The sequence below is a fragment of the Mesorhizobium sp. M8A.F.Ca.ET.181.01.1.1 genome (genome assembly GCF_004792025.1).
In the GTDB taxonomy this organism is placed as follows: Bacteria; Pseudomonadota; Alphaproteobacteria; order Rhizobiales; family Rhizobiaceae; genus Mesorhizobium.
Genome location: NZ_SRTV01000004.1, coordinates 505,070 through 529,186, shown reverse-complemented (window position 1 = coordinate 529,186; position 24,117 = coordinate 505,070). Strand labels below are relative to the sequence as shown.

The 24,117-nt window shown below is 63.0% G+C and carries 26 protein-coding genes and 1 pseudogene; 10 read left to right on the top strand and 17 right to left on the bottom strand.

What is annotated here, in order from left to right; genetic code table 11:
* Positions 1–29 precede the first annotated feature (29 nt).
* Positions 30–773, bottom strand: a complete 744-nt coding sequence (locus EN824_RS18360) for a DsbA family protein (protein WP_127278144.1) — start codon at positions 771–773, stop codon at positions 30–32.
* A 164-nt stretch (positions 774–937) separates the two neighbouring features.
* Complete coding sequence (locus EN824_RS18355) at positions 938–1,438, bottom strand: DUF721 domain-containing protein (protein WP_127278143.1); 501 nt, start codon at positions 1,436–1,438, stop codon at positions 938–940.
* Between the two features lie 53 nt (positions 1,439–1,491).
* Between EN824_RS18355 and mutY the strand changes: the two genes are divergently transcribed.
* A complete protein-coding gene (gene mutY / locus EN824_RS18350; RefSeq protein ID WP_127278142.1) occupies positions 1,492–2,631 on the top strand; it encodes an A/G-specific adenine glycosylase in 1,140 nt (379 codons plus the stop codon).
* A complete protein-coding gene (locus tag EN824_RS18345; protein WP_127278141.1) occupies positions 2,624–3,235 on the top strand; it encodes an HAD family phosphatase in 612 nt (203 codons plus the stop codon). Before mutY ends, EN824_RS18345 begins: the two co-directional genes overlap by 8 nt.
* 58 nt (positions 3,236–3,293) lie before the next feature.
* Here EN824_RS18345 and EN824_RS18340 read toward each other — a convergent pair whose 3' ends face one another.
* Positions 3,294–4,427 carry a site-specific DNA-methyltransferase gene (locus tag EN824_RS18340; RefSeq protein WP_127278140.1) on the bottom strand — a complete coding sequence of 378 codons (1,134 nt, stop codon included), beginning with the start codon at positions 4,425–4,427 and terminating at the stop codon, positions 3,294–3,296.
* Between the two features lie 178 nt (positions 4,428–4,605).
* On the opposite strand from EN824_RS18340, the gene EN824_RS18335 reads away from it, so the two are divergent.
* Positions 4,606–5,295: an HAD family hydrolase gene (locus tag EN824_RS18335; RefSeq protein WP_127278139.1), complete on the top strand. Its 690-nt coding sequence runs from the start codon at positions 4,606–4,608 to the stop codon at positions 5,293–5,295.
* Between the two features lie 42 nt (positions 5,296–5,337).
* On the opposite strand, the gene EN824_RS18330 is transcribed toward EN824_RS18335, so the two are convergent.
* Entirely contained in the window at positions 5,338–6,063 is a 726-nt protein-coding gene (locus EN824_RS18330) for a hypothetical protein (RefSeq protein ID WP_127278138.1), read from the bottom strand.
* Between the two features lie 129 nt (positions 6,064–6,192).
* On the opposite strand from EN824_RS18330, the gene thrC reads away from it, so the two are divergent.
* The 4 genes from thrC to EN824_RS18310 are packed head-to-tail and all read left to right on the top strand — an operon-like array spanning position 6,193 to position 12,398.
* The gene (thrC, locus tag EN824_RS18325; protein WP_135932597.1) at positions 6,193–7,590 is read left to right on the top strand and encodes a threonine synthase; all 1,398 of its coding nucleotides are present in this window, start codon (positions 6,193–6,195) and stop codon (positions 7,588–7,590) included.
* Positions 7,591–7,604: 14 nt separating this feature from the next.
* A complete protein-coding gene (locus tag EN824_RS18320) occupies positions 7,605–8,897 on the top strand; it encodes a pitrilysin family protein (protein ID WP_127278136.1) in 1,293 nt (430 codons plus the stop codon).
* 12 nt (positions 8,898–8,909) lie between these two features.
* The gene (locus tag EN824_RS18315; RefSeq protein ID WP_127278135.1) at positions 8,910–9,506 is read left to right on the top strand and encodes a GNAT family protein; all 597 of its coding nucleotides are present in this window, start codon (positions 8,910–8,912) and stop codon (positions 9,504–9,506) included.
* A 3-nt stretch (positions 9,507–9,509) separates the two neighbouring features.
* Positions 9,510–12,398, top strand: coding sequence for an EAL domain-containing protein (locus EN824_RS18310; RefSeq protein WP_127873126.1), 2,889 nt, complete (start codon positions 9,510–9,512; stop codon positions 12,396–12,398).
* A gap of 25 nt (positions 12,399–12,423) precedes the next feature.
* Here EN824_RS18310 and EN824_RS18305 read toward each other — a convergent pair whose 3' ends face one another.
* Positions 12,424–13,032: a YqgE/AlgH family protein gene (locus tag EN824_RS18305; RefSeq protein ID WP_127281136.1), complete on the bottom strand. Its 609-nt coding sequence runs from the start codon at positions 13,030–13,032 to the stop codon at positions 12,424–12,426.
* A gap of 172 nt (positions 13,033–13,204) precedes the next feature.
* Between EN824_RS18305 and EN824_RS18300 the strand changes: the two genes are divergently transcribed.
* The 3 genes from EN824_RS18300 (at position 13,205) to EN824_RS18290 (ending at position 15,150) form a co-directional block, all read left to right on the top strand.
* The gene (locus tag EN824_RS18300; RefSeq protein WP_127873123.1) at positions 13,205–14,011 is read left to right on the top strand and encodes a protein-disulfide reductase DsbD domain-containing protein; all 807 of its coding nucleotides are present in this window, start codon (positions 13,205–13,207) and stop codon (positions 14,009–14,011) included.
* A gap of 83 nt (positions 14,012–14,094) precedes the next feature.
* The gene (locus EN824_RS18295; protein WP_135881522.1) at positions 14,095–14,577 is read left to right on the top strand and encodes a peroxiredoxin; all 483 of its coding nucleotides are present in this window, start codon (positions 14,095–14,097) and stop codon (positions 14,575–14,577) included.
* A 96-nt stretch (positions 14,578–14,673) separates the two neighbouring features.
* A complete protein-coding gene (locus EN824_RS18290; RefSeq protein ID WP_127280542.1) occupies positions 14,674–15,150 on the top strand; it encodes a DUF2938 domain-containing protein in 477 nt (158 codons plus the stop codon).
* Here the strand turns inward: EN824_RS18290 and EN824_RS18285 are convergent.
* The 12 genes and pseudogenes from EN824_RS18285 to ctaD all read right to left on the bottom strand — a co-directional run bounded on the left by EN824_RS18285 (position 15,147) and on the right by ctaD (position 24,105).
* Entirely contained in the window at positions 15,147–15,740 is a 594-nt protein-coding gene (locus EN824_RS18285; RefSeq protein ID WP_127280541.1) for a histidine phosphatase family protein, read from the bottom strand. The two genes, EN824_RS18290 and EN824_RS18285, sit on opposite strands and share 4 nt — an antisense overlap.
* 41 nt (positions 15,741–15,781) lie before the next feature.
* Positions 15,782–16,315, bottom strand: a complete 534-nt coding sequence (rnhA, locus tag EN824_RS18280) for a ribonuclease HI (protein ID WP_127280540.1) — start codon at positions 16,313–16,315, stop codon at positions 15,782–15,784.
* Positions 16,312–17,289 (bottom strand): homoserine kinase, encoded by a 978-nt coding sequence (locus tag EN824_RS18275; RefSeq protein WP_127280539.1) that lies wholly within the window; start codon positions 17,287–17,289, stop codon positions 16,312–16,314. The genes rnhA and EN824_RS18275 overlap by 4 nt, the downstream gene beginning before the upstream one ends.
* Positions 17,290–17,295: 6 nt before the next feature.
* A complete protein-coding gene (gene ispH, locus EN824_RS18270; RefSeq protein ID WP_127873120.1) occupies positions 17,296–18,306 on the bottom strand; it encodes a 4-hydroxy-3-methylbut-2-enyl diphosphate reductase in 1,011 nt (336 codons plus the stop codon).
* 87 nt (positions 18,307–18,393) lie between these two features.
* On the bottom strand, positions 18,394–19,149 hold the full coding sequence (locus EN824_RS18265) for an SURF1 family protein (RefSeq protein ID WP_167531498.1): 756 nt from the start codon (positions 19,147–19,149) through the stop codon (positions 18,394–18,396).
* Entirely contained in the window at positions 19,146–19,532 is a 387-nt protein-coding gene (locus EN824_RS18260) for a DUF983 domain-containing protein (protein ID WP_027142361.1), read from the bottom strand. The genes EN824_RS18265 and EN824_RS18260 overlap by 4 nt, the downstream gene beginning before the upstream one ends.
* A gap of 18 nt (positions 19,533–19,550) precedes the next feature.
* Positions 19,551–19,673, bottom strand: a pseudogene (locus tag EN824_RS36660) (L,D-transpeptidase family protein); the annotation flags it as partial.
* An 80-nt stretch (positions 19,674–19,753) separates the two neighbouring features.
* Positions 19,754–20,635 (bottom strand): cytochrome c oxidase subunit 3, encoded by an 882-nt coding sequence (locus EN824_RS18255; RefSeq protein WP_127279330.1) that lies wholly within the window; start codon positions 20,633–20,635, stop codon positions 19,754–19,756.
* A gap of 1 nt (position 20,636) precedes the next feature.
* Entirely contained in the window at positions 20,637–21,269 is a 633-nt protein-coding gene (locus EN824_RS18250) for a cytochrome c oxidase assembly protein (RefSeq protein WP_127279329.1), read from the bottom strand.
* Positions 21,269–21,436, bottom strand: coding sequence for a hypothetical protein (locus EN824_RS18245; protein ID WP_189522194.1), 168 nt, complete (start codon positions 21,434–21,436; stop codon positions 21,269–21,271). The genes EN824_RS18250 and EN824_RS18245 overlap by 1 nt, the downstream gene beginning before the upstream one ends.
* Positions 21,433–22,377: a heme o synthase gene (locus EN824_RS18240; RefSeq protein ID WP_127279328.1), complete on the bottom strand. Its 945-nt coding sequence runs from the start codon at positions 22,375–22,377 to the stop codon at positions 21,433–21,435. Before EN824_RS18240 ends, EN824_RS18245 begins: the two co-directional genes overlap by 4 nt.
* A 75-nt stretch (positions 22,378–22,452) precedes the next feature.
* A complete protein-coding gene (gene ctaD / locus EN824_RS18235) occupies positions 22,453–24,105 on the bottom strand; it encodes a cytochrome c oxidase subunit I (RefSeq protein WP_127279327.1) in 1,653 nt (550 codons plus the stop codon).
* Positions 24,106–24,117 lie beyond the last annotated feature (12 nt).

Sequence of the window (24,117 nt, the reverse complement as noted above, 5' to 3'; positions counted from 1 at the left end):
AGCGCTGCCGCTTCAGCGCTGAGCCGATGTCAGAGCAGAGGGTCGATGATGGCCGACATTTCCTCAATCGACATCGCCCCTTTGTAGGTCTTACCGTTGATGAAGAAGGTCGGTGTCGAGTCGACCTTGAATTCATTGGCGCCACGCTTCTGGACCGATCTCACATCGTCCAGAAGTTTCTGGTCCGTCAAGCAGGCCTCGAAGGACTCCTGTGTAAAACCGGCAAGCTTGGAGATTTGCAGCAGCGCATCCTTGGTGTTGGACACGCCGACCCAGTTCGCCTGCTGCCGGAACAGGACATCGACCATCGGGAAATAGTTATCCTTGGCGCAGCGTGCCAACATGAAACCCGCCTCGGCGCTCGGATCGAACGGGAATTCGCGCAGGATGTAGCGGGCCTTGCCGGTATCGATGTACTTGGTTTTCAAATCCGGGAAGGTGGTCTCGGCGAAATGCGCACAGTGCGGGCAGGTCATCGAAGCGTATTCGACGATGGTGACCTTGGCGTCGTCCTTGCCGAGCTGCTTGTCGGGCAGCGCACCCGGCTTCAACAATTCGGCCATATCCACCGTGCCTTGCGCCTCCGGCACCTGGACCGCTGCGGGCGTGGCCGGCTTCGCGGGCGTTGCCGGGTCCGCGGGCTTGACATCCGCCGCCTTGGCCTGTTCGCCGGAATCACTGCAGGCCGCGAGCAGGGCCACCGCCGGAATGGCGGCCAGCGAAGTCAGGACGTTTCTGCGAGAGAAGCTTTGGCCAAACGGGGTGCGGCTCATACGAATCACCTGATAAGGGTTGAATTTTGCAATGCAAAGACACGAAAAAGCGAGAGTTGGCGCGAATTAAGGCATCCCTGTCCCCAATCCAATCGCGAAACCTGACAAGGGTGATCACGAATGCGCGAGATTAACGACAAACCTATGACTGTTTCCAGTCAGAACTAGGCTTTCCTTGTGCCCAAAATGGTCGCACCCAGCCTTTCCAGTGAGGCGCGCAGTCCGTCATCCTCGATCAATCCGACTGTATCGGCCAATTTCGCCTTTTCCGCCGCGCTCAGTGGCCTGAGAGCAGGTTTGGGCCGGGCCTTTCCAGAAGTCACCGGCTTCTGCACGATCCTGATGCGGCCTATCGCGATAAAGCCCAGGAAGGCGTTGACCCGGTTGATGATCTCGCCGGTCTCGTGCTGCAGGTGAAGCGCGGCCATGCCTTCGCAGGCGATGACCAGCACGGCCGGCTCGAATGGATCGTCCTCGTGCAGGCGGCGCGGCCACTGGATCTTTTCGGGCCGCGAGTGAATGGCCAGGCGCGGGCCAGCAATCTCTTCCCAGGACTGGACGAGACCGATCGAGATGCCTGCCCGCTTGCGCAGCACCGGGTCGAGGATCTCGGTGGCGAGGTCGCTCACCGGAACGGGATTGCCGAAGGGCCTTTTCCCTGCCATGTGCGTTCTCCAGCCACGACCCAGCAGACACCGGCCAAGCCTACGCAAGATCAATGGCACCAGCAGACCAGACCCGCAAGGCCCAGACCAGCAGAGCCAAGGCCGACGATACGGCGTCACGGCTGGTCGCCTGGTACGACGCGCATCATCGCGAACTGCCGTGGCGCGTGACGCCGCGCGAGCATGCACGCGGCGTGCGGCCCGACCCCTACCGTATCTGGCTGTCCGAGGTCATGCTGCAGCAGACCACCGTCGAAGCGGTGAAATCCTATTTCCGCGCCTTTGTCGAGAAATGGCCCGATGTCGAAGCCTTGGCCGCGGCGCCGACCGAGGATGTGATGAAAGCCTGGGCCGGGCTCGGCTACTATTCCCGCGCCCGCAACCTCAAGGCCTGTGCCGATCTGGTGGCGGCACGCGGCGGCCGGTTTCCCGACACCGAGACCGGACTTCGAGAATTGCCCGGCATCGGCGCCTATACGTCGGCGGCAATAACGGCGATTGCCTTCGACCGCCCGGCGGCCGTTGTCGACGGCAATGTCGAACGCGTCATCTCAAGGCTGTTTTCGATCACGACGCCGCTCAGCGAAGCCAAGGCCGAGATACGGGCCCAGGTCGAGCGCATGGTGCCGGCGACGCGATCGGGAGACTTCGCCCAGGCGATGATGGATCTCGGCGCCACGATCTGCACGCCACGCCGGCCGCGCTGCATGCTGTGCCCGCTGCGCGAGGACTGCAGCGCCGCCATTGCAGACGACCCCGAGAATTTCCCGGTGCGGCTGCCAAAGGCCGACAAACCGCTGCGGCGCGGCGCGGCTTTCGTGGCCGTGCGTGAGGACGGCGCCATTCTTTTGCGCAAGCGGCCGGAAAAAGGGCTGCTCGGCGGCATGACGGAAGTGCCTACCACCGACTGGACAGCGCGGGTGGACGGAGCCACCACGCAAGCGGCGGCGCCCTTTCCCGGCGCCTGGCGGCACGCCGGGTCAATCACGCATGTCTTCACCCATTTCGCGCTCGCACTCGAAGTCTTTCACGCCCACATCAAAGGTGATGCGGTGGCAGGGCACTTCTGGTCGCCCGCTGGCGAGATTTCCGGCGAGGCGCTGCCGACTGTCATGAAAAAGGCAATCGAGGCTGCGATACCCGGCGCGACGAAAAAACCGTCGCCATCAGGTGCAAAGAGACCCCATGACTGAAATCCGCCACATCGTTTTCGACATCGGCAAGGTGCTGATCCACTACGATCCAAACATTCCGTTCAGCCGCCTCATTCCCGATGCCGACGAGAGAAAGTGGTTCTTCGACAATGTCTGTACGCATGACTGGAACCTCGAGCAGGATCGCGGCCGGACGTGGCAAGAGGCCGAGGCGCTGCTCATTTCGGATCATCCAGATCATTCTGAAAACATCCGCAATTTCCGCCGCCACTGGCACGAGATGGTGCCGCATGCCTATGACGACAGCGTCGCCATCATGCTCGGCCTGATCGAAAGCGGCCATGATGTCACCATGCTGACCAACTTCGCCTCCGACACGCTGGCCGAAGCCCGGCAGCGCTTCGATTTTCTCAACCGCCCACGCGGCGTGACAGTGTCGGGCGATATCGGCAAGATCAAGCCCGACTGCGACATCTACGACCATCACGTGGCGGCGTTCGGCCTCGAACCGTCCGCGACACTGTTCATCGACGACAGCCAGAAGAATGTCGACGGCGCCAAGGCGGCCGGCTGGAAAGCGGTGCTGTTCACCGATGCCAGGACGCTTCAAGCGGATCTTGAACGCTTCGGAATAAAGGCGTGATCTCTATCGCTTGGGGCGATCCGTTGAGACTTTGATTCAACGAATAAGCGGCAGGGGATCAGCCCCCTGCCCGCTCCATGCCGAGGCGGGCGATGCGGCGCAGTTCGTCGATCGGGGTAAGTCCGCCGCTGCGCTCATAATGCCAGAAGGTCCAGCCATTGCAGGCGTCCAGCCCCTGCACCTCGGCGCCGATCTTGTGGATCGAGCCGGCGCTGTCGCCGATCGCCACGGTGCCATCGGCGCGAACCTTGGCGGCCCAGCGCTTCTTGGCGTCATAGAGCGTGGCACCGGGCGTCACCAGACCGGTGTCGATCAGGCTGACGAAGGCGACGCGCGGCTCGGCGCGCTTGCCGGTAAGCACGGTGAGATCCGCTTCGTCGAGTGGCCGCACGGCATCGATGCGCTCATTGGCGGCGTCGATATAGGCCTGCTCGCGCTCGATGCCGACGAAGTGGCGACCGAGGCGCTTGGCCACGGCACCCGTCGTGCCGGAGCCGAAGAACGGGTCGAGCACGACGTCCCCCGGCTTGGTCGAGGCCATCATGATACGGGCAAGCAGCGCCTCGGGCTTCTGTGTCGGATGCAGCTTGTCGCCATTGTCGTTCTTCAAGCGCTCGCCGCCGGTGCAGATCGGGAACAGCCAGTCGGAGCGCATCTGGATATCGTCGTTCGACGCCTTCAGCGCTTCGTAGTTGAAGGTATAGCCCTTGCCCTTCTGATCGCGCGAGGCCCAGATCATCGTCTCATGCGCGTTCTGGAACCGGCGGCCGCGGAAATTCGGCATCGGATTGGTCTTGCGCCAGACCACGTCGTTGAGGATCCAGAAGCCGAGATCCTGCATCTTGGCGCCGACCCGGAAGATGTTGTGGTAGGAGCCGATGACCCAGATCGTGCCGTTGGGCTTCAGCACGCGGCGCGCCGCCAGCAGCCAGGCGCGGGTGAAGGCGTCATAGGCTTCGAAGCTCTCGAACTGGTCCCAGTCGTCGTCGACCGCATCGACCTTGGACTGGTCGGGACGATGCAAATCGCCGTCGAGCTGCAGATTGTAGGGGGGATCGGCAAAGATGACGTCGATCGACTTTTCCGGCAGGCGGTCGAGCGCCGCGACACAGTCGCCTTTCAGGATCGTGTCCAGCCATTCGGATTGCTGGGGAGCATGGGAGAGCTCGTCGAGAAGACGCACGGCTGACATTTTTACACCCAAGGCACGCGTTACTGTTTACTCCCCGTTATGGTTACCGATCAGCGTAAATATTCGGTGAAGCTTTATCGATCCGGTGCAGGAGTTTGCGAAGGCGTGCCCATTGGTGTATGCCGCGCCGCTTGAGCCCTGAGCGGCCATTTCTCCATCCTCCATCGTCCGGATCATCATGCCCCAGCCAGACCTTGTCATCTTCGATTGCGACGGCGTGCTCGTCGATTCCGAAATCATCGCCGCACGGGTCGAGGCCGAATTGATCACCCTGGCCGGATATGAAGTCTCGGCGGAGGAGATTGCCGAGACCTATGCGGGCCTGACCTTCAAGGACATACTGATGCGGATCGAGGAGAAGTCCAAGATCCCGTTCCAGGTCTCGTTGATCGATCGCGCCGAGGAACTGGTCGACCGCAAACTGCGCAGCGACGTTCGTGCCATCGAAGGCGTGCGGGAAGCGGTCGCCTCGGTCACGACGCAACGCTGCATCTGCTCCAATTCACGTTCGGAGCGGATCGAGTTCATGCTGGAGAAGGTGCATCTGCTGCCATTCTTCGCCGGACGCATCTTCTCGGCGCTGGAGACGCCGACCGGAAAGACCAAACCGGCCCCGGACGTGTTCCTGCATGCCGCCGAAAAGCTCGGCGCCAACCCGGCGAACACCTTCGTCATCGAGGATTCCGTGCACGGCGTCACCGGCGCCACGGCCGCCGGTATGCGCGTGATCGGTTTTACGGGCGCGAGCCACAGTTATCCCGGCCACGCCGATGCCCTGACCGAGGCCGGCGCCGAAACGGTGATCCGGCGGTGGGCGGAGTTGAAAAGCGTTATCGCGGCGCTGTCGGAGTGGTCTGCGAATGCTTGAGCTGCGTGCGCCCGACCGGACGCACGCCACGCTGAGGGCCGCTCAGTTCGTTGCCGCGGCTTTCTTCTTCTTGCGCTTCGACTTGTCGGTTGTAGCCTTGGGCGCGGTTTCATCATAACCGGCATAGGCCTGATAGTCCGCAGCCGTCGGCGCCGGTACGACGATATTGGAATCGGTGAAGACGAACTGGGTCGCGACCGAGGGATCGGTGACCTGGACCTGATACTGGTGGATTTGCGAATAAAGCACGTCGGTGCCGTGCATCACCGCGGTACGGATCGGCATGGTGATGGTGCCCGGAGTGAATTTCGGCCCTGGTACGATCTTGCCGGCAACCGCGATCGTCATCGTCAGTTGTCCGTCGGCACGGCTGCAATCGCGGGTCACGTCGCTGATCGATGCCTGATAAATGATCCTCGCCGAATCGTCGGGCGGTGTAGCGGCGGCGGCGTCAGCCGCTGCCTGGGCCGCTGCATCCGCAGCGGCGTCGCCGGTCTTCTTGAGCTTCGGCTTGGGCTTCCGGGCCTCGTTGACATAGGTGTTGAAGAACGCCGTGCCATCGCGCACCGTCACCCTTGGGCAGTAGGCGTTCAGCTGGCTGGCCAGCACCTTGGGGTCCTGCGGCGGCGGTGGCGCCGTCGGGTCCTTCTTGCCGAAACCGAGGTTCAAGATGCCATTGTCGCCGGATTGGCAGCCGGCGGCGGCAAGCATAAAGCCCGTGAGCGCGAGACCCGCCAAAAAGCGACCACTTGATATACGAAACGCCATGAAACTGCACTTCCCTCTCGCAAAGCTGGTGACGTATATCAACCGCGCGGCAAAAATGCGACTACAGCCGGTGCAGAAATTAACCACCTTGTGGTGAACGGAAAAACAGGCGGCAAACGGATCTGTGACATGCACTATGTGAGTACCCGCGGGGAAGCGCCCGCGCTTGGATTTTCCGACGCCGTCCTGGCCGGCCTGGCGCGCGATGGCGGGCTTTATGTGCCGCGCGAATGGCCACACTTCTCGTCATCCGAGATCCGCGCCATGCGTGGCCTTGCCTATCCTGACCTTGCAATCCGCCTGCTGACGCCGTTCCTCGGCGGCGAGATCGCCGCACCGGTCTTCGAGCGCCTGGTCCGCGAAGCCTATGCCACCTTCCGCCATGAGGCTGTCTGCCCGCTGGTCCAGACCGGCGCCAACACTTTTGTCCTCGAACTCTTCCATGGGCCGACGCTGGCGTTCAAGGACGTGGCGATGCAATTGCTTGCCCGGCTGATGGACCATGTGCTTGCCGAACGCGGCCAGCATGCCACCATCGTCGGCGCCACGTCGGGCGATACCGGCGGCGCGGCCATAGACGCCTTTGCCGGGCGCAGCCGCACCGACATCTTCATCCTGTTCCCGCATGGCCGCGTCTCGCCGGTGCAGCAGCGGCAGATGACCACGTCGAAGGCTGAAAATGTCCATGCACTGGCGATCGAAGGCAATTTCGACGACTGTCAGGGCCTGCTGAAGGATATGTTCAACGATCACGGCTTTCGCGACCGGGTGTCGCTGTCGGGGGTCAATTCGATCAACTGGGCGCGCATCATGGCCCAGATCGTCTATTATTTCTCCTCGGCATTGTCGCTCGGCGCACCGGACAGGCCGGTCTCCTTTACCGTGCCGACCGGCAATTTCGGCGATATCTTCGCCGGCTACGCCGCCAAGAAGATGGGCCTGCCGATCGACCGGCTGGTCATCGCCACCAACGACAACGACATATTGGCTCGCACCTTCGCGACCGGCGAATACCGCACCAAGGGCGTCTTTGCGACCACCTCGCCGTCGATGGACATCCAGGTTTCCTCGAACTTCGAACGCCTGCTTTTCGAGGCATCAAACCGCGATGCGGCGACGGTGCGGCGCTACATGGCCGGCCTGAAGCAATCGGGCGCTTTCACCATCGAAGCCCGGGAAATTGCCGGGATGCGGTCCGAATTCGATGCCGGCCGCGCCGATATGGACGAGGTCGCCGCCATCATCCGCTCGACGCTCGCGGGCAGCAATTATCTTCTAGATCCGCACACCGCCGCGGCCATGTATGTCGCGGCCGGCAAAGCATCGGGCGCCGTGCCGATGGTGGTGCTGGGCACTGCACATCCGGCGAAATTCCCGGCCGCCGTCGAGGCCGCCAGCGGTGTCTCGCCCGCCCTGCCCGCATGGCTAGGGGGATTGATGACATTTGAGGAAAAATACACGGTACTTCCATCCGACCTGAAAATGGTGGAAGATTACGTCAGCCGCCGTGCGCGGGCGGCGCGTTAGGGAGTACGAGCCATATGGGTGTTGAGGTAAGCCGTCTGTCGAACGGCCTGACAGTCGCCACCGAAACCCTTCCAAGTATCGAATCGGTTGCCTTGGGTGCCTGGGTCAAGTCGGGTGCCCGCAATGAACGCGAAGAAGAGCATGGCATGGCCCATCTGCTCGAACACATGGCGTTCAAGGGGACGAAGCGGCGAAGCGCCTTCGAGATCGCCTCGGAAATCGAGGACGTCGGCGGCGAGATCAATGCCGCCACCAGCGTCGAGACCACCTCCTACTACGCCAGGGTGCTCTCCGACGACGTGCCGCTGGCCGTCGACATCCTGTCCGACATCCTGCAGGAGTCCGAATTCGACCCGCAGGAACTCGAGCGCGAGCAGCACGTCATCCTGCAGGAGATCGGCGCCGCGCACGACACGCCCGACGACATCGTTTTCGACCGTTTCACCGAGACGGCCTTCCGCCACCAGACCATCGGCCGCTCGATCCTGGGCACGCCCGAAACGGTAAAATCCTTCACCTCCAAGCAGTTGCACGATTTCATCGAACGCCAGTATGGCGCCGAGCGGATGGTGATCGTGGCGGCCGGCGACATCAAGCACGACAAGTTCGTGCGCGAGGTCGAAAACCGGCTCGGCGGCTTCCGCAGCAAGGCCGACAGCACCATTCCGCAATACGCGCAATATGTCGGCGGCGATTTCCGTGAGGACCGCGACCTGATGGACGCGCAGATCGTGCTGGGCTTCGAGGGCCGCGCCTATCATGTGCGCGACTTCTACGCCTCGCAGGTGCTGTCGATGATTCTCGGCGGCGGCATGTCATCGCGTCTGTTCCAGGAAGTCCGCGAGAAACGCGGCCTGTGCTATTCGGTCTATGCCTTCCACTGGGGTTTTTCCGATACGGGCATATTCGGCGTCCATGCCGCCACGGGGCAAAGCGACATCGCCAAGCTGGTGCCTGTCATCATTGACGAGTTGCAGAAGGCCGGCGAGAGCATCCTTCAAGAAGAACTCGACCGTGCGCGCGCCCAGTATCGCGCCGGGTTGATCATGTCCGCCGAAAGTCCGGCCAGCCGTGCCTCGCAGATCGCGCGCCAACTGCTGCTTTTCGGCCGTCCGATCGCAAAGGAAGAGTTGATGGAGCGGCTGGCGGCGCTGACGATCGAGCGCCTGACCGACCTGTCGTCGCGGATGTTCTCGACCAAGCCGACGCTTACCGCTGTCGGGCCCGTGGGTACGCTGGCACCATACGAGGCGATCCTCGATTCGCTTCCGGGTACGCAGGCCACGGCCCGCAGGCTCGCCGTCTAAGTCCCAAGCGCCGTGTTCGCGCTCCCTTTCTTTCGCCGTGACCTGCCGGCACTGAAGGGCAACCTCGTCACGCTGCGCGTGCCGTTCACCAGCGATTATCGCGAGTGGTCGGCGGTGCGCGGCGAAAGCCGGACGTTCCTGGAGCCGTGGGAGCCGCGCTGGACCCCCGACGAACTCGACCGCACGGCATGGCGCCTGCGCATCAGCCGCTATCGCGAGGACTATGCACAGGGAACGGCGATCGCCTTCTTCATCTTCGAGAAGTCGAGCGGCAAGCTAGCGGGCGGCATCACGCTCGGCAACATACGTCACGGTGTCTCGCAAAGCGGCCATGTCGGCTACTGGATCGGCGAACGCTTCGGCGGCCGTGGCCTGATGACCGACGCGGTCAAGGTGGTGGCCCGCTTCGCCTTCGATACGCTGAGGTTGCACCGGATCGAAGCCGCCTGTATTCCCGACAATATCAGGTCGATCCGCGTGCTTGAAAAAGCCGGATTCCGGCGCGAAGGACTTCTGCGATCCTATCTCAGGATCAACGGCATCTGGCAGGACCATTACCTCTACGCCCGGATCGCCGACGATCCGCCGGGCGCTGGAACGAAGGACTGATTTTTGACGAATTTCCTGCGAAACGGACCGCTGTTCGCCTTTCTGCTGGCGACGATGCTGACGCTGTGCGCGGCTTCGTCGGCCTTTGCCGTAGAACCCATCAAGATTGCCCGCGACGATGTCGCGCTCGACCTTTCGCGCGCCGTCGAGATCTACCGCAATCAGGGTGAGAACTTCCAGGTGTCGACCGCGCCCGGGCCGGACGGCATCGTGCGGCGCATCGAGGTCGAAGCCAACGACGCCCGCTCGACCGGCGACTGGGCGGTGTTCGCGCTCGCCAACACCACCGACCAGCAGCTCGACAGGCTGATCGTCGCGCCGCATTTCCGGCTGGTCAATTCCGGCATCTTCTGGCCGGATCTCGGCTCGACGCGCATCGCCGCCATCACGCCCAGCGAAGGCTTCGCACTCGACCGCCAGACCAGCCCCGATGCCGACGTGTTCCGGGTGACGCTGAACCCCGGCACGGTGATCACCTTCATCGCCGAGCTTGCCTCGCCGAAGCTGCCGCAGGTCTACCTCTGGGATCCGGAATCCTACAAGGACTCGGTCAATTCCTACACGCTGTTTCGCGGCATCGTCATCGGCATTGCCGGCCTTCTGGCGCTGTTCCTGACCATCCTGTTCGTCGTCAAGGGAACGTCGATGTTCCCGGCGACGGCAGCCCTCGCCTGGGCGGTGCTTGCCTATATCTGCGTCGATTTCGGCTTCCTCAACAAGGTCATCGAGATTTCGCCCGGCAACGAGCAGATGTGGCGAGCCGGAACGGAGGTGGCGCTGGCGGCGACCTTCGTGGTCTTCCTGTTCGCCTATCTCAACCTCAATCGGTGGCACGGCCATTTCAGTTATGGCGCCCTGGTCTGGATTCTAGGCCTGCTGCTGATCGCCGGCGTCGCCATCGTCGATCCGGCGGTCGCCGCCGGCATCGCCCGCATCTCGTTTGCCGCCACGGCGCTGACCGGGCTCGGCCTGATCATCTTCCTCGGCATTCGTGGTTATGACCGCGCCATCATGCTGGTGCCCAGTTGGGTCATGGTGCTGTTATGGCTATGCGGGTCGTGGATGGCGATCACCGGCATGCTCGACAACGACATCGCCCAGCCAGCACTTGGCGGCGGGCTGATCCTGATCATCCTCTTGATCGGCTTCACCGTCATGCAGCATGCCTTTGCAGGCGGTGCGCTGCATCAGGGGCTGTTCTCCGACCTCGAGCGACAGGCGCTGGCCGTCGCGGGGTCGGGCGATACGGTGTGGGACTGGGACGTGCTGCGCGACCGCGTGGTGACCAAACCCGATGTCAGCATCCAGCTCGGCCTTGCTCCCAACAGCCTGGGCGGTGCCGCGCGCAACTGGCTGCCGGTGCTGCACGCCGATGACCGCGACACGTTCCGCACGACGCTCGACGTCGTTCTGGAACATCGCCGCGGCAAGGTGGCGCAGAATTTCCGCCTGCGCGGCGCCGACGGGCACTATCACTGGTTTGCCCTGCGCGCGCGCCCGGTCATCGGGTCGGACGGCGAGGTGATCCGCTGCGTCGGCACCATGGTCGACGTCACCGAACAGAAGAAATCCGAGGAAAGGCTGCTGCACGACGCCGTGCATGACAACCTGACCGGCCTGCCGAACCGCGAATTGTTCATGAACCGGCTGGAGGCGATCATCTCGATCGCCCGTACCGAAGAGAAGGTGCGTCCGACCGTCTTCGTCATCGACATCGACCGCTTCAAGCAGGTCAATGACGGGCTCGGCATCTCGGCCGGCGACACCATCCTGCTCACCATCGCGCGCCGCCTGCACCGGCTGTTGAAGCCGAAGGATTCGCTGTCGCGCTTCGCCGGCGACCAGTTCGCCCTGATGCTGCTGTCCGAGCAGGATCCCGCCCGTATCGCCGGCGTGGCCGATGCCATCAAGCACGCGATCAACAACCCGATCACCTTTGCCAAGCGCGAGATCGTGCTGACCGCCTCGATCGGGCTGATCACCTGGACCTCGGCGCAGACCTCGGCCGAGGACATGGTCAAGGACGCCGAGCTCGCCATGCATCAGGCCAAGCGCTTCGGCGGCGACAGGATCGAGCCATTCCGCCCTGCATTCCGCACCGTCGGTACCGACCGCTTGCAGTTCGAATCCGACCTGCGGCGCGCCATCGAGCGGCGCGAATTCACGCTTGCCTACCAGCCGATCGTGCGGCTCGAGGACGGCAGTGTCGCCGGCTTCGAAGCGTTGCTGCGCTGGGACCATCCACGCCGCGGCATGATCCCGCCGGCCGATTTCATCCCGGTCGCCGAAAGCTGTGGGCTGATCGTGCAGCTTGGCCTGTTCGCCATGCAGCAGGCGGCCGAGGATCTCGCGGGATGGCAAAAGCAGATCGGCGACGCACCGCTGTCGGTCTCGGTCAACCTGTCCAGCCGCCAGCTCATCCGCCGCGACCTGGTCAGCGATGTGCGTTCCGTGATCGCACGCGCCAATTTGAAGCCGCGCTGCTTCCGGCTCGAACTCACCGAGTCCCTGGTCATGGACAATCCCGAACAGACGGCTCATGTGCTGACCAAGCTGAAACAGCTCGGCATTGGCCTGTCGCTGGACGATTTCGGCACCGGCTATTCATCGCTCGCCTATCTGACGCGGTTCCCCTTCGACACCATCAAGATCGACAAGAGCTTCGTCGACGACAGCACGCCCAAGCGCGCCGTGCTGCTCAAATCCATGGTCAACATGGCGCATGAGCTCGGCCTGTCTGTCGTCGCCGAGGGCATCTCCGACGAGCGCGATGCGCTGGAGCTGCGCCAGATGGGCTGCGAATATGTGCAGAGCTTCATGTTCGGCGCGCCGATGCCGGGCGACCAGGTGCTGAAGACGCTGAAGGAGCAGTATCCGCTGACGCAGGCCTAGAGGCCTTGGGCGTCGGCCCGATATGTTACGCGTGGCCGGCGGCGAGGCTGAGATGCGCGAGATCGATGCCGATCGAGGCAAGGATCCGGTCGTATTTACGCTCGATATCGGCGTCGAACAGCAATTCCGGTGTTGCCGGGCAGGTCAGCCAGCCATTCTCGGCGATCTCGGTCTCCAGTTGGCCGGCGCCCCAGCCGGAATAGCCCAGCGCCATCAGCGCACGACGCGGCCCGCGCCCCGACGATATCGCGCGCAATATGTCAACCGTCGCGGTCAGGCAGATGTCGTCGGAAACGGTGAGCGAGGATTCCACGCGGTAGTCACCCGAATGCAGGACGAAGCCCCGGCTGCGGTCGACAGGCCCGCCATTGCGCACGACGAAATCGCGCGCCTGCGCCGGCAGGCGGATCGCCTCCTGCTCGTTCATGATGCCGAGCTGCACCAGAAGGTCCGGAAACAGCATCTGCTGCGTCTGATTGATGATCAGGCCCATCGCGCCTTCATCGCTGTGCGCGCAGATGTAGATGACCGAGCGCGTGAAACGGTCGTCCTTCATGCCAGGCATGGCAATCAGGAACTGATCGTCGAGAAAGCCACGGCGGGCGGCTGTCTTCTTGTGGCGCAACAAATCCATTCCAGGGAGGGTAACGCGTTTCCCGGGCGCCGAAAAGATGCGCCGTACCGGATTCGACCAAAGCCCATATTGCGGGGCCGGTCTTGGCTTGCCCGCAAAGGTCACGCAAATATGATATCAGTACGGCCATGAAATCATTGCGCGGCCACGAACGGACGATCAAATCACCGCCATGCAAAGCTTGAAAATCCTGTTGCTCGGCGCCGCCATCGGATTGGCAACCGCCCTTCCCGCCACCGCCTCCTCATCCGCCTGGTACAACAGCGAAGGCGGCAAGGTACGGCTGGTGACATCAGGCAAGCCGGACGACGCCGGCCGCATCCGAGGTGTCCTCGACATAGCCCTCAAACCCGGCTGGAAGACCTATTGGCGCGACCCGGGTGACGCCGGCGTGCCGCCGCAGCTCGACATTTCGGCCAGCACCAATATCGGCGATGCGACACTGTCGTTTCCCGCGCCGCAGCGTCACGACGATGGCTATGGCAAATGGGCCGGCTACAACTATCCGGTTTCGCTGCCGGTGACGTTCACGCTGTCGACGCCGAACCAGCCGGCCGTCATCGATGCCGACGTCTTTCTCGGCATTTGCGAAACCATCTGCATCCCCGTGCAGACACGGCTGAGCGTCGACCCCGCTGCCGATCCCGACAATGCCGACGACACGGCATTGGTAAAGGCGAGTTTCACGGCATTGCCGGCGGCTGCAAAACCCGACTTTGGCATCAACGTGCTGCCGGGCAATCACGAGACGCTGGTTGTCGAGGCGAGTTTTCCTGGCGATCCGCAGGCGGCGGATTTCTTCGTCGCCGGCGAGCGCGACTATATGTTCGGCACCCCTTCCCGTGCGGAAAAGGACGGCAAGTTGATCTTCACCGTGCCGATCCTCGATCGCCCCTCGACGACGCCGACGGACGGCGGGCTTCATTACACGCTGACGAGTTCGGCGGGCGCGGTCGAAGGGCTGCTGCCTTTCCCTTGATCCAGCTTGCCCGAACGGTTGCAGGAAGCCGCCGAGTTCGCTACCCAAGCACCGTCCTTCCCCAATCCCCAAGCGAGGAACTCATGACCATCTCCGTTGGCGACAAGCTGCCCGAGGCGACCTTCAAGACCATGACCGCCGACGGCGCCAAGGCGATCACGTCGGCCGAGATTTTCCCGGGCAAGAAAGTGGTGCTGTTCGGCGTTCCCGGCGCCTTCACGCCGACCTGCAGCAACAACCATCTGCCCGGCTATCTCGAGAACCATGACGCGATCCTGGCGCGCGGCGTCGACACCATCGCGGTCGTTTCGGTCAACGACGTCCATGTCATGGGCGCCTGGGCGCGCTTCACCGGCGGCGAAGGCAAGATCCTGTTCCTCGCCGACGGCAATGGCGATTTCGCCAAGGCGGTCGGTCTTGACGCGGACTACTCCGGTGGCGGCATGGGCCTGCGCTCGAAGCGGTTTTCGATGATTATCGACGACGGCAAGGTCACCGCGCTCAATGTCGAGACCAAACCCGGCGTCGACGAGTCCGGCGCGGCTCATATTCTCGGCCAGCTCTGAGCTTCGACGGCCGGTCAGGCGGGGGTCGCAACGGCTGGCCTCGCCTAACAAGCGGCTGCGCTCCAGAACTGCCGGCTTTCGGGGGGAATTCCAACGATGTTTGACATCATCTGGCGCGCTATCGCGATCGGCGTCGGCGCCACTGTCCTGATGGATATCTGGGCCTTCTTCCTGCACAAGGCGTTCGGCCAACCACGGCCAAACTGGGGGCCGGTCGGGCGCTGGGTCTGGCATCTGCGTCACAAGGTGTTTCACGACGATATTGGCGATGCCACGCCCTACGCCCATGAGAAGGCGCTGGGCTGGGCTTTCCATTACTTCGTCGGCATTGTCTACGGCATCATCCTGGTGGTGCTGGCGGGCGCGGGCTGGTTGGCGGCCCCGACCTTCCTGCCGGCCTTCATCCTCGGCATCGTCACCATCGGCGCCGGCTGGTTCCTGCTGGCGCCAGGCATGGGCGCCGGCTGGGCGGCGTCAAAGCGGCCTAATCCGATGCTAATCCGCGCCCTCAACCTGGTCTCGCACACCGTGTTCGCACTCGGTCTTTGGGGAACGGCGCTGCTGATCCGCTAAGGATTCAGGGGCTGTTCTACCCTGTCGATCGGCCGCCATCCATGGATGAGGCGGCGGGCGCCGATATCGTAGGCGAAATAGTTGCCGCCGCCCGCCGGCTGATCCGCGTCGCGGCTGATCCGGCTGTCGCTCAGCGACACCAGCAGGAGCGTGCCGACACCGCCATGTCCGACAAAGGCGATATCTCCGGCGCCGCCGGCATCAAGCACGGCCTCGACCTCGCTCACAATGCGCTGCTGCGCGTCGATGGCTCGCTCCCAGCCACGAATGCTTTCGTGCGGATTGGCGAAGAAACGGTCGGCGACCGCCTCGAACTCAGGAGGCGGCAGGAAACCCGTCGCCGACCGGTCGTTCTCATGCATCCGCTCCCTCACCTGCACCGCAAGGTCGAGGTGCCGCCCGAGCACCTCGGCGGTTTCAACGGCCTTGCGTTCGCCCGATGACACCACACGCGCGATCGATGCGATCCACGGCTGGTCCAGCATTGCATGCGCCCTGGCGCGGCCGATGTCGGACAGACCCCAATCCGGTACCGGAATGGTGGCGTCGATCTGAACCTGAGGATGGGTGATGTAGTAGGCGATCGACATGACAGAAACTCTCCGGCCGGTCAGCCCCCTCGAACAGAAGCTCAATAGCTCTGCGTAGAACGACGCGGCTTCGAAGCCAGCGGCTGCTCTGCCTGGCCATCAGGCTTTGGCGCCAGCACTGCCGGCCTGAAAGGCCCCTTCTTGAACGGCGCCATGCCTTCCCGTGCCAGTTCGTCGGCACGCTCGTTCTCGGTGTGGCCGGCATGGCCCTTCACCCAGTTCCAGGTGACCTTGTGGCGTCGGTTGGCCTCGTCCAGCGCCTGCCACAACTCGCCGTTCTTGACCGGCTTCTTGTCGGCGGTCTTCCAGCCGTTCTTCTTCCAGCCATGGATCCATTTGGAAATGCCGTCCATGACGTATTTGCTGTCGGTATGAAGCTCGACCGTGCAAGGCTCCTTCAACGCGTTCAGCGCCGAAATGGCCGCCAGCAATTCCATGCGGTTGTTGGTCGTCTCGGCCTCGCCGCCGGAGAGTTCCTTGGTGGCGCCGTTGAAGCGCAGGATGGCGCCCCAGCCGCCGGGGCCGGGATTGCCGGAACAGGCGCCATCGGTAAAGATTTCAACCTGCTTGCTCATGATGCCCCATATTCGGCCAATCCATATTCCGAAGGAGATCTGATCGCCCGATGGAACCGCATCCTTCTGATGTATTCGGTCGGGTCGCGTTTCATGACGAGCCCGCCATCGGGGACGGTCAGCCAGTCGTAAAGCCGGGTCAGCATGAAGCGCAGCGCCGAGCCGCGCGCCAGCATCGGTAGCGCCGCCTTCTCCTCCGCGCTCAGCGGGCGCACGCTCTGATAACCGGCAAGCAATGCCTTGCCCTTGGTAAGGTTGAAGGAAAAATCCTTCTCGAAGCACCAGGCATTGAGACAGGTGGCGACATCGTAGGCGTAGAGATCGTCACAAGCGAAATAGAAATCGATCAGACCCGAAAGCTTTTCGCCCAGGAAAAAGACATTGTCCGGGAAAAGATCGGCGTGGATTATGCCCTTGGGGAGCCCCTTGGGCCAGTTCTGTTCGAAATCGGCGAAGTCGGCATCGACCTCGGCCGCCAGTCCCGGCTCGACTTCGTCGGCGCGGGCGCGGGCCGCGTCCCAAAGCTTGCGCCAGCCGTCGATGGCGAGCGCGTTGGGGCGGGTCATAGAGAAATCGGCGCCGGCCAGATGCAGCGCGGCCAGCGCCTTGCCAACCTCGGCGCAATGGGTCGCGGCCGGTCGCCGCAGCGAAAGCCCTTCGAGGAAGGTGATGATGACCGCCGGCCGGCCGGCCAGCGTGCCGATGACGCTGCCGTCATGCGCGGTAACCGGCAACGGGCAGGACACCCCCTTGTTGGCGAGGTGGCCCATCAGCCCAAGGAAAAACGGCAGGTCCGCCTTCTCGACCCGCTTTTCATAGAGCGTCAGGATGTAGGAACCGCTGGAGGTGTGCAGCAGGAAGTTCGAATTCTCGGTACCTTCGGCGATGCCCTTATAGGACAGGAGGTCGCCGACCGGATAGTGCTTCAGGAAAGCGCCGAGTTCGCCCTCCGCAACGTCGGTGTACACCGCCATGGCCGTTCACGCGGCCCCGTTGACGAAGGCCATGTCGGCCGGCGTCAGTTCGACATCGCGCAATACCCGCATGACCGGAAAATCCTCTGTTTCGGTGGCCGTGATGGCCAGGTCGATGGTCACATCGAAACGCTGACGGAACGCGTCGATGATCTCGTCGACGATGATCTCCGGCGCCGATGCTCCCGCCGACAGGCCAAGCGTCGAAATGCTGCCGATGTCATTCCACGGAATTTCGGCGGCGCGCTGCACGAGAAGCGACATGGCGGCGCCGGCGCGTTCGGCAACTTCGACGAGGCGGCGCGAATTCGAGGAATTGGGAGCGCCGACGATCAGATAGAGGTCAGCACCGGGGGCCGTGTCCTTTACCGCTTCCTGGCGGTTGGTGGTGGCATAGCAGATCGATTCCGCCGCCGGCGCCTGCAGGTCCGGAAAGCGTTCCTGCAGCGCGCGGATGATACCGGCAGTATCCTCGACCGAGAGCGTTGTCTGGGTGACGAAACCGAGTGCCTCGGGATCGGCCGGCACAAGCCGGGCGGCATCGGCCTCGGTCTCGATCAGCGTTACCGCGCCTTCCGGCAACTGTCCCATGGTGCCGATCACCTCGGGGTGCCCGGCATGGCCGATCAGCAGAACGTGGCGGCCAAGCCGCTGATGCCGCATCGCCTGTTTGTGGACCTTGGAGACCAGCGGACAGGTTGCATCGAGATAGAACAGGTTGCGCGCCTGCGCGTCCGCCGGCACCGACTTGGGCACGCCGTGCGCCGAAAAGACGACGGGCGACTGCCGATGTTCGGCCGGGATTTCGGAAAGTTCCTCGATGAACACGGCGCCAAGGCTTTGCAACCCCTCGACGACGTAGCGGTTGTGCACGATCTCGTGGCGGACATAGACCGGCGCGCCATATTTCTTCAGTGCCAGCACGACAATCTGGATGGCACGGTCGACGCCCGCGCAAAAACCGCGCGGCTGGCAGAGCCGGATCGTCAGAGGAGGCTTGGCGGTTGTGTGAAGCATTAAATCCTGCCGGTTCGTCAGCGCCGAAATGAGGTGCCCACCCCCGCCCTGTCAAGGGTCTGTGTAGAAAGGGGGCGTCGCTCGCGTTCAGTCCTCTTTCGCGGGCCGGCGAAGCCGCAGGACGAGTATGGCGGCAAGCGCGGCGGCGAGCCCGTACCAGGTGACAGCATATTGCAGATGGCTGTTCGGCAGGTCGATGATGGTGACGCCTCCGACCGGCAGGCCGCCGGGGTTAGGCGTCTTGTCGGCATCGATGAAGATCGGCACCAGCTTGAACCCAGCCGGCAGGCCGGCGCTCGCGGCCATGACGTCGCGGTCCTTCCAGTAGAAGATGTTCTTGGCCACGTCATTGTCGGGAAGCATCATCGAGGGCTTTGCCGACAGCGGGTTGCGAGCAAGCCCGGTGACCGTGACCTTGCCCGTTGGCTGTCCCTTGGCACGCTTGGCGGCATCCTTGAGGTCGTAGGGCACAAAGCCACGGTTGATCAGAACGAAACGGCCATCGTCGAGGGCCAGCGGCGTGTAGACGTTGAAGCCGGCATCCCCTTCCCAGGTCGCGTAGAAGTGCCGTTCGCCGGGATGCAGGAAAGTGCCGGTGACCGTGACCGGCGTGTAGTCGACGTCGCCGGTCGAGGCGAATTCCTTCTCGACCTCTGCCAGCGGCAACGGCGCCGAATGGGTGCGCTGGTCGATGGTCTGCAGCAGGCCTTCCTTCCAGTGCAGGCGCTGGACCTGCCAGGTGCCGAGCGCCAGCAGGATGAAGAACAGCACAAGGCCAAGGGCGATCAACAGCGCCGATCTCGGCCGCGAACGGCCGCCGGCCTTGGCGGAAGCTTCGCTCATTCGCCGCGATCCAGCCGACCCTCGGCCGCTTTGTTGCGGTATTGCAGGGTGAGCAGCACGCCCTTGATCAAGCGAAGCGCCGTCAGGCACAGCACCAGGGCGAGCGGGATCCATATCAGCAGATGCAGCCAGAGCGGCGGGCTCAGCGTCACTTCAACCCAGAGCGCCAGCCCGACGATGATGAAGCCGATGATCAGGATGACGAACACCGCCGGCCCGTCGCCGGCATCGGCGTAGGAATAGTCGAGGCCGCAATTGACGCAGCGCTTGCCGACGGTGAGGAAGCCGGAAAACAGCCGCCCCTCGCCGCAGCGCGGGCAACGGCCGTGCAGGCCGGCCGAAATCGGATCGATCGGAGGCCAGATCGCCCTATCTTCACTCATGGTTGTCTTCATTCATGGTCATTGCTCGACATCGATCGGCGTCCCATCGGCCACCATTGCCCAGATTTCGTCCATGTCGGAGTCCGTAACCGCAATGCAGCCGTCGGTCCAGTCGACCAATTGAAGCAGCCAGCCCCACCACGACAATCATAGCGCCGAAAAGAAGAAGGCGGCCACGTTGCCGCGACCGCCTTCCCCAAATCGAAATCCCAAAGGCTGGATCAGTGGCCCTCGATCACCGCGCCGACCGATCCCCAGACGTAGATCGAGGCGAACAGGAACAGCCAGACCACGTCGACGAAGTGCCAGTACCAGGCGGCCGCCTCGAAGCCGAAATGCTGCTTGGGGGTGAAGTCGCCCTTCATCGCGCGGATCAGGCAGACCAGCAGGAAGATGGTGCCGATGATGACATGGAAGCCATGGAAGCCGGTCGCCATGAAGAAGGTGGCGCCGTAGATGGAATCCTTGAAGCCGAACGGCGCGTGCATGTACTCGTAGGCCTGCACCATGGTGAACAGCATGCCGAGGCCGACGGTCAGCACGAGGCCGTTGACCAGCCCCTTGCGGTCGCCATGGATGAGCGAGTGATGCGCCCAGGTGACCGTGGTGCCCGACAGCAGCAGGATGACGGTGTTGTAAAGCGGCAGGTGGAAGGGATCGAGAACCTCCATGCCCTTCGGCGGCCAGACACCACCGGTAAACGTGTGGCGCGCGTAGTTCTGCACCTCACCGGCAAAAAGACTGGCATCGAAATAGGCCCAGAACCAGGCGACGAAAAACATCACCTCCGAGGCGATGAACATGATCATGCCGTAGCGCAGGTGCAGCGACACGACGCGCGTGTGGTGGCCCTCATGCGCTTCCTTGATCGTGTCCGACCACCAGGCGAACATGGTGTACAGCACGATCACGATGCCGATGAAGAACAGCCAAGGATTGGCAATGTTGAAGCCGAAGATCGGGAAGGAACCGCCCTTCAGGTATTCCATGAGGCAGACACCGCCAAAAGCGGTGACAAGCGCCCCGACCGATCCCAGGAAAGGCCACGGGCTCGGGTCGACGAGATGGTAGTCATGGTGTGGTTTTGCGTGCGCGTCTGCCATATCAACCCCCGAGATTTCCTTCGGTATCTGAAACTGTCTTGCTATTGCCCTTGGCCGGCTCCGAGGAGGCGACCGGCTTGTTCTTCTCGACCGGGAACATCGTATAGGACAGCGTGATCGTCTTGATGTCCTTCAGTTCCGGCACGTTCACGATGTCGGGATCCACATAGAACAGGACCGGCATGTCCAGCGTCTCGCCGGGCTTCAGCGTCGTATCGGTGAAGCAGAAGCATTCGACCTTGTTGAAGTAAGGGCCCGCCAGTTCCGGCTGCACGTTGAACGTGGCGCGGCCGGTGACGGGGCGATCGAACTTGTTGGTGGCCTGATAATGTGCCTGCACGGTCTCGCCGATCTTCATGGTCATCGAGCGCTGGACCGGCTGGAACTCCCACGGCACGCCGGCAATGTTGGCATCGAAGCGGACGGTGATCTCGCGGTCAAGCACGCGGCCGGCATACTGCTTCTCGACACGCTGCGTCGTGCCGCCATAACCAGTCGCCTGGCAGAACATCTTGTACAGCGGCACGGCTGCATAGGCCATGCCGATCATGCCGGTGAAGAAGGCGAGGCAGACAGCCGCGACGACGCGGTTGCTGGTCTTGCCCGCCGTCTTTCTGGGCGTCTCGGCGCTCATCACATCTTGCCCGACAAATTGTGGCCGAACTTCACGATCGTCGCGATGTAGAAAATCACGACCAGCAGAGCCAGCGCCACGCCAATCGCAATGGAACGGCTGCGCTGGGCCTTCTTCTGGCGCTCGGTCAGGGTGACCGTCTCGAGTTCTTTCTCGACCATGGTCATGCCCCACCCATGGCAAGCGCGCGTTCGACGACACTGTCGGCCAGATAGGCGGCGAAGATGGCGAAGAGATAGAGCAGCGAATAGGCGAACAGGGCCTTGGCCGGCTTCATGGCGCGGTCATCGTCGGCCATGCCAAGCACTTTCCAGGCATACCAGACGAAACCAGCGCCCAGCAGCAGAGCGGCCACGCCATAGAATGGCGTCGTGTAGCCGAGCAGCCAGGGCAGCACGCCAACTGGGGCCAGCACCAATGCATAGGCGAAAATCTGACGACGGGTCGATGCATGACCTGCGACGTTCGGCATCATCGGGATGCCGGCGCGGCCATAGTCCTCGGACTTGAACAGCGCAAGCGCCCAGAAATGCGGCGGCGTCCAAAGGAAAATGATTAGGAACAGGATGATGCTTTCGAAACTGACCGACCCGGTCACCGCAGCCCAGCCGATCACCGGAGGAATGGCGCCCGCGGCACCGCCGATGACGATGTTCTGCGGCGTCGAGCGTTTCAGCCATATCGTGTACACGACGGCATAGAAGAAGATGGTGAAGGCCAGCAGCGTGGCGGCCAGCCAGTTGACCAGCACGCCGAGCGTCATCACCGACAGGACCGAAAGCACCAGGCCGAAGCTGAGCGCCTCGTGCGGCTGGATACGGCCCGACGGGACCGGGCGGCTGGCGGTCCTGGTCATTACCGCGTCGATGTCGGCGTCGTACCACATGTTGAGGGCACCGGAGGCGCCAGCCCCGATCGCAATTGCCAGGATGGCTATCACCGCCAGCAGCGGATTGATGGTCACCGGTGCGGCGACCAGCCCGACAAAGGCGGTGAACACCACCAGCGACATGACGCGCGGCTTCAGGAGTGCGAAGAAATCGCCCGCCGTCGCTTCCGACATGCGGAAGCCCGCTTCGTCAATGCTGGTTTCGTCGACTAGGGCCATGCGTACTGAAGTCCATTATTCCGTTGGCCAAAACCGCCGGCGGACCGGCGGTTTCGCATTCGAGGGGAAGCCGCCTTACTTGATCTTCGGCAACTGCTCCCACTGGTGGAAGGGCGGCGGCGAAGGCAGCTGCCATTCGAGCGTCGTTGCACCCTCGCCCCACGGATTGGCGCCGGCCACCCGCTTCTTCTGGAAGGCTTCGAACACGCAGTAGAGGAAGATCAGGACGCCGACGGCCGAGATATAAGAACCGATGGACGACACATAGTTCCAGCCCGCAAACGCATCGGGATAGTCGATGGTGCGGCGCGGCATGCCGGCGAGGCCGAGGAAATGCTGCGGGAAGAAGATCAGGTTGACGCCGACGAAGGTGACCCAGAAGTGGGTGTTGGCGATGACGGGCGAGTACATGTAGCCGGTCATCTTCGGGAACCAGTAGTACCAGCCGGCGAAGATGGCGAACACCGCGCCCAGCGACAGCACGTAGTGGAAGTGGGCAATGACGAAATAGGTGTCATGCAGCGACCGGTCGAGGCCGGCATTGGCCAGCTGGACGCCGGTGACGCCGCCGATGGTGAACAGGAAGATGAAGCCCAGCGCCCACAGCATCGGCGTCTTGAACGAGATCGACCCGCCCCACATCGTTGCGATCCAGGAGAAGATCTTCACGCCCGTCGGCACGGCGATGACCATGGTGGCGAAGACGAAATAACGCTGCGTGTCGAGCGACAGGCCGGTCGTGTACATGTGGTGCGCCCAGACGATGAAGCCGACGGCGCCGATCGCGACCATGGCGTAAGCCATGCCGAGGTAACCGAACACTGGCTTCCTCGAGAAGGTCGAGACGATATGGCTGATGATGCCGAAACCCGGCAGGATCAGGATGTAGACTTCCGGATGGCCGAAGAACCAGAACAGGTGCTGGAACAGCAGCGGATCGCCGCCGCCATCGGGAGCGAAGAAGGTGGTGCCGAAATTGCGGTCGGTGAGCAGCATGGTGATGCCGCCGGCCAGAACCGGCAGGGACAGCAGCAACAGGAACGCAGTGACCAGCACCGACCAGGCAAACAGCGGCATCTTGTGCAGCGTCATGCCAGGGGCGCGCATGTTGAAGATCGTGGTGATGAAATTGATGGCACCGAGGATCGAGGAGGCGCCGGCGATGTGGATCGACAGGATCGCCAGATCCATGGCCGGACCGGGCTGACCCGAGGTCGAGAGGGGTGGGTAGAGCGTCCAGCCGCCACCAACGCCGTAGGCGCCCGGCGCACTCGGCACGAACATCGAGGTGAGCAGCAGGATGAAGGCCGGCGGCAGCAGCCAGAACGAAATGTTGTTCATGCGCGGGAACGCCATGTCCGGCGCACCGATCATGATCGGCACCATCCAGTTGGCAAAACCGCCGATCAGCGCCGGCATGACCATGAAGAAGATCATGATCAGGGCGTGCGCGGTGGCGAAGGCATTGTACATGCTTTTGCCGCCGTCGACCGCGGCGTCACCGTTCATGCCGTAGACCATCTGCGCCAGGCCGCTGAAGATCTGGATGCCAGGCTCCTGCAGCTCCATGCGGATGGCGACCGACAGCGCGCCGCCGATGATACCGGCCATGATCGCGAAGATCAGGTAGAGCGTACCGATGTCCTTGTGGTTGGTCGAATAAACCCACCGCACCCAGCCATGATACGGCTTGTGGTCGTGCCCGTCGTGAGCTGCAGCGTCTGCCATGTTCCGCTCCGT

Coding starts and splice junctions, on each gene's coding strand:
- EN824_RS18255 (WP_127279330.1), bottom strand. CDS start 20,635: ATGGCAGACGCGCACGCAAAACCACACCATGACTACCATCTCGTCGAC.
- EN824_RS18285 (WP_127280541.1), bottom strand. CDS start 15,740: ATGTCGATCGCCTACTACATCACCCATCCTCAGGTTCAGATCGACGCC.
- ctaD (WP_127279327.1), bottom strand. CDS start 24,105: ATGGCAGACGCTGCAGCTCACGACGGGCACGACCACAAGCCGTATCAT.
- thrC (WP_135932597.1), top strand. CDS start 6,193: ATGCACTATGTGAGTACCCGCGGGGAAGCGCCCGCGCTTGGATTTTCC.
- rnhA (WP_127280540.1), bottom strand. CDS start 16,315: ATGAGCAAGCAGGTTGAAATCTTTACCGATGGCGCCTGTTCCGGCAAT.
- EN824_RS18360 (WP_127278144.1), bottom strand. CDS start 773: ATGAGCCGCACCCCGTTTGGCCAAAGCTTCTCTCGCAGAAACGTCCTG.
- EN824_RS18340 (WP_127278140.1), bottom strand. CDS start 4,427: ATGTCAGCCGTGCGTCTTCTCGACGAGCTCTCCCATGCTCCCCAGCAA.
- EN824_RS18265 (WP_167531498.1), bottom strand. CDS start 19,149: ATGAGCGAAGCTTCCGCCAAGGCCGGCGGCCGTTCGCGGCCGAGATCG.
- EN824_RS18345 (WP_127278141.1), top strand. CDS start 2,624: ATGACTGAAATCCGCCACATCGTTTTCGACATCGGCAAGGTGCTGATC.
- EN824_RS18245 (WP_189522194.1), bottom strand. CDS start 21,436: ATGACCATGGTCGAGAAAGAACTCGAGACGGTCACCCTGACCGAGCGC.
- EN824_RS18260 (WP_027142361.1), bottom strand. CDS start 19,532: ATGAGTGAAGATAGGGCGATCTGGCCTCCGATCGATCCGATTTCGGCC.
- ispH (WP_127873120.1), bottom strand. CDS start 18,306: ATGCTTCACACAACCGCCAAGCCTCCTCTGACGATCCGGCTCTGCCAG.
- EN824_RS18355 (WP_127278143.1), bottom strand. CDS start 1,438: ATGGCAGGGAAAAGGCCCTTCGGCAATCCCGTTCCGGTGAGCGACCTC.
- EN824_RS18240 (WP_127279328.1), bottom strand. CDS start 22,377: ATGGCCCTAGTCGACGAAACCAGCATTGACGAAGCGGGCTTCCGCATG.
- EN824_RS18290 (WP_127280542.1), top strand. CDS start 14,674: ATGTTTGACATCATCTGGCGCGCTATCGCGATCGGCGTCGGCGCCACT.
- EN824_RS18295 (WP_135881522.1), top strand. CDS start 14,095: ATGACCATCTCCGTTGGCGACAAGCTGCCCGAGGCGACCTTCAAGACC.
- EN824_RS18300 (WP_127873123.1), top strand. CDS start 13,205: ATGCAAAGCTTGAAAATCCTGTTGCTCGGCGCCGCCATCGGATTGGCA.
- EN824_RS18330 (WP_127278138.1), bottom strand. CDS start 6,063: ATGGCGTTTCGTATATCAAGTGGTCGCTTTTTGGCGGGTCTCGCGCTC.
- mutY (WP_127278142.1), top strand. CDS start 1,492: ATGGCACCAGCAGACCAGACCCGCAAGGCCCAGACCAGCAGAGCCAAG.
- EN824_RS18250 (WP_127279329.1), bottom strand. CDS start 21,269: ATGAGCGCCGAGACGCCCAGAAAGACGGCGGGCAAGACCAGCAACCGC.
- EN824_RS18305 (WP_127281136.1), bottom strand. CDS start 13,032: ATGGATTTGTTGCGCCACAAGAAGACAGCCGCCCGCCGTGGCTTTCTC.
- EN824_RS18275 (WP_127280539.1), bottom strand. CDS start 17,289: ATGGCGGTGTACACCGACGTTGCGGAGGGCGAACTCGGCGCTTTCCTG.
- EN824_RS18320 (WP_127278136.1), top strand. CDS start 7,605: ATGGGTGTTGAGGTAAGCCGTCTGTCGAACGGCCTGACAGTCGCCACC.
- EN824_RS18335 (WP_127278139.1), top strand. CDS start 4,606: ATGCCCCAGCCAGACCTTGTCATCTTCGATTGCGACGGCGTGCTCGTC.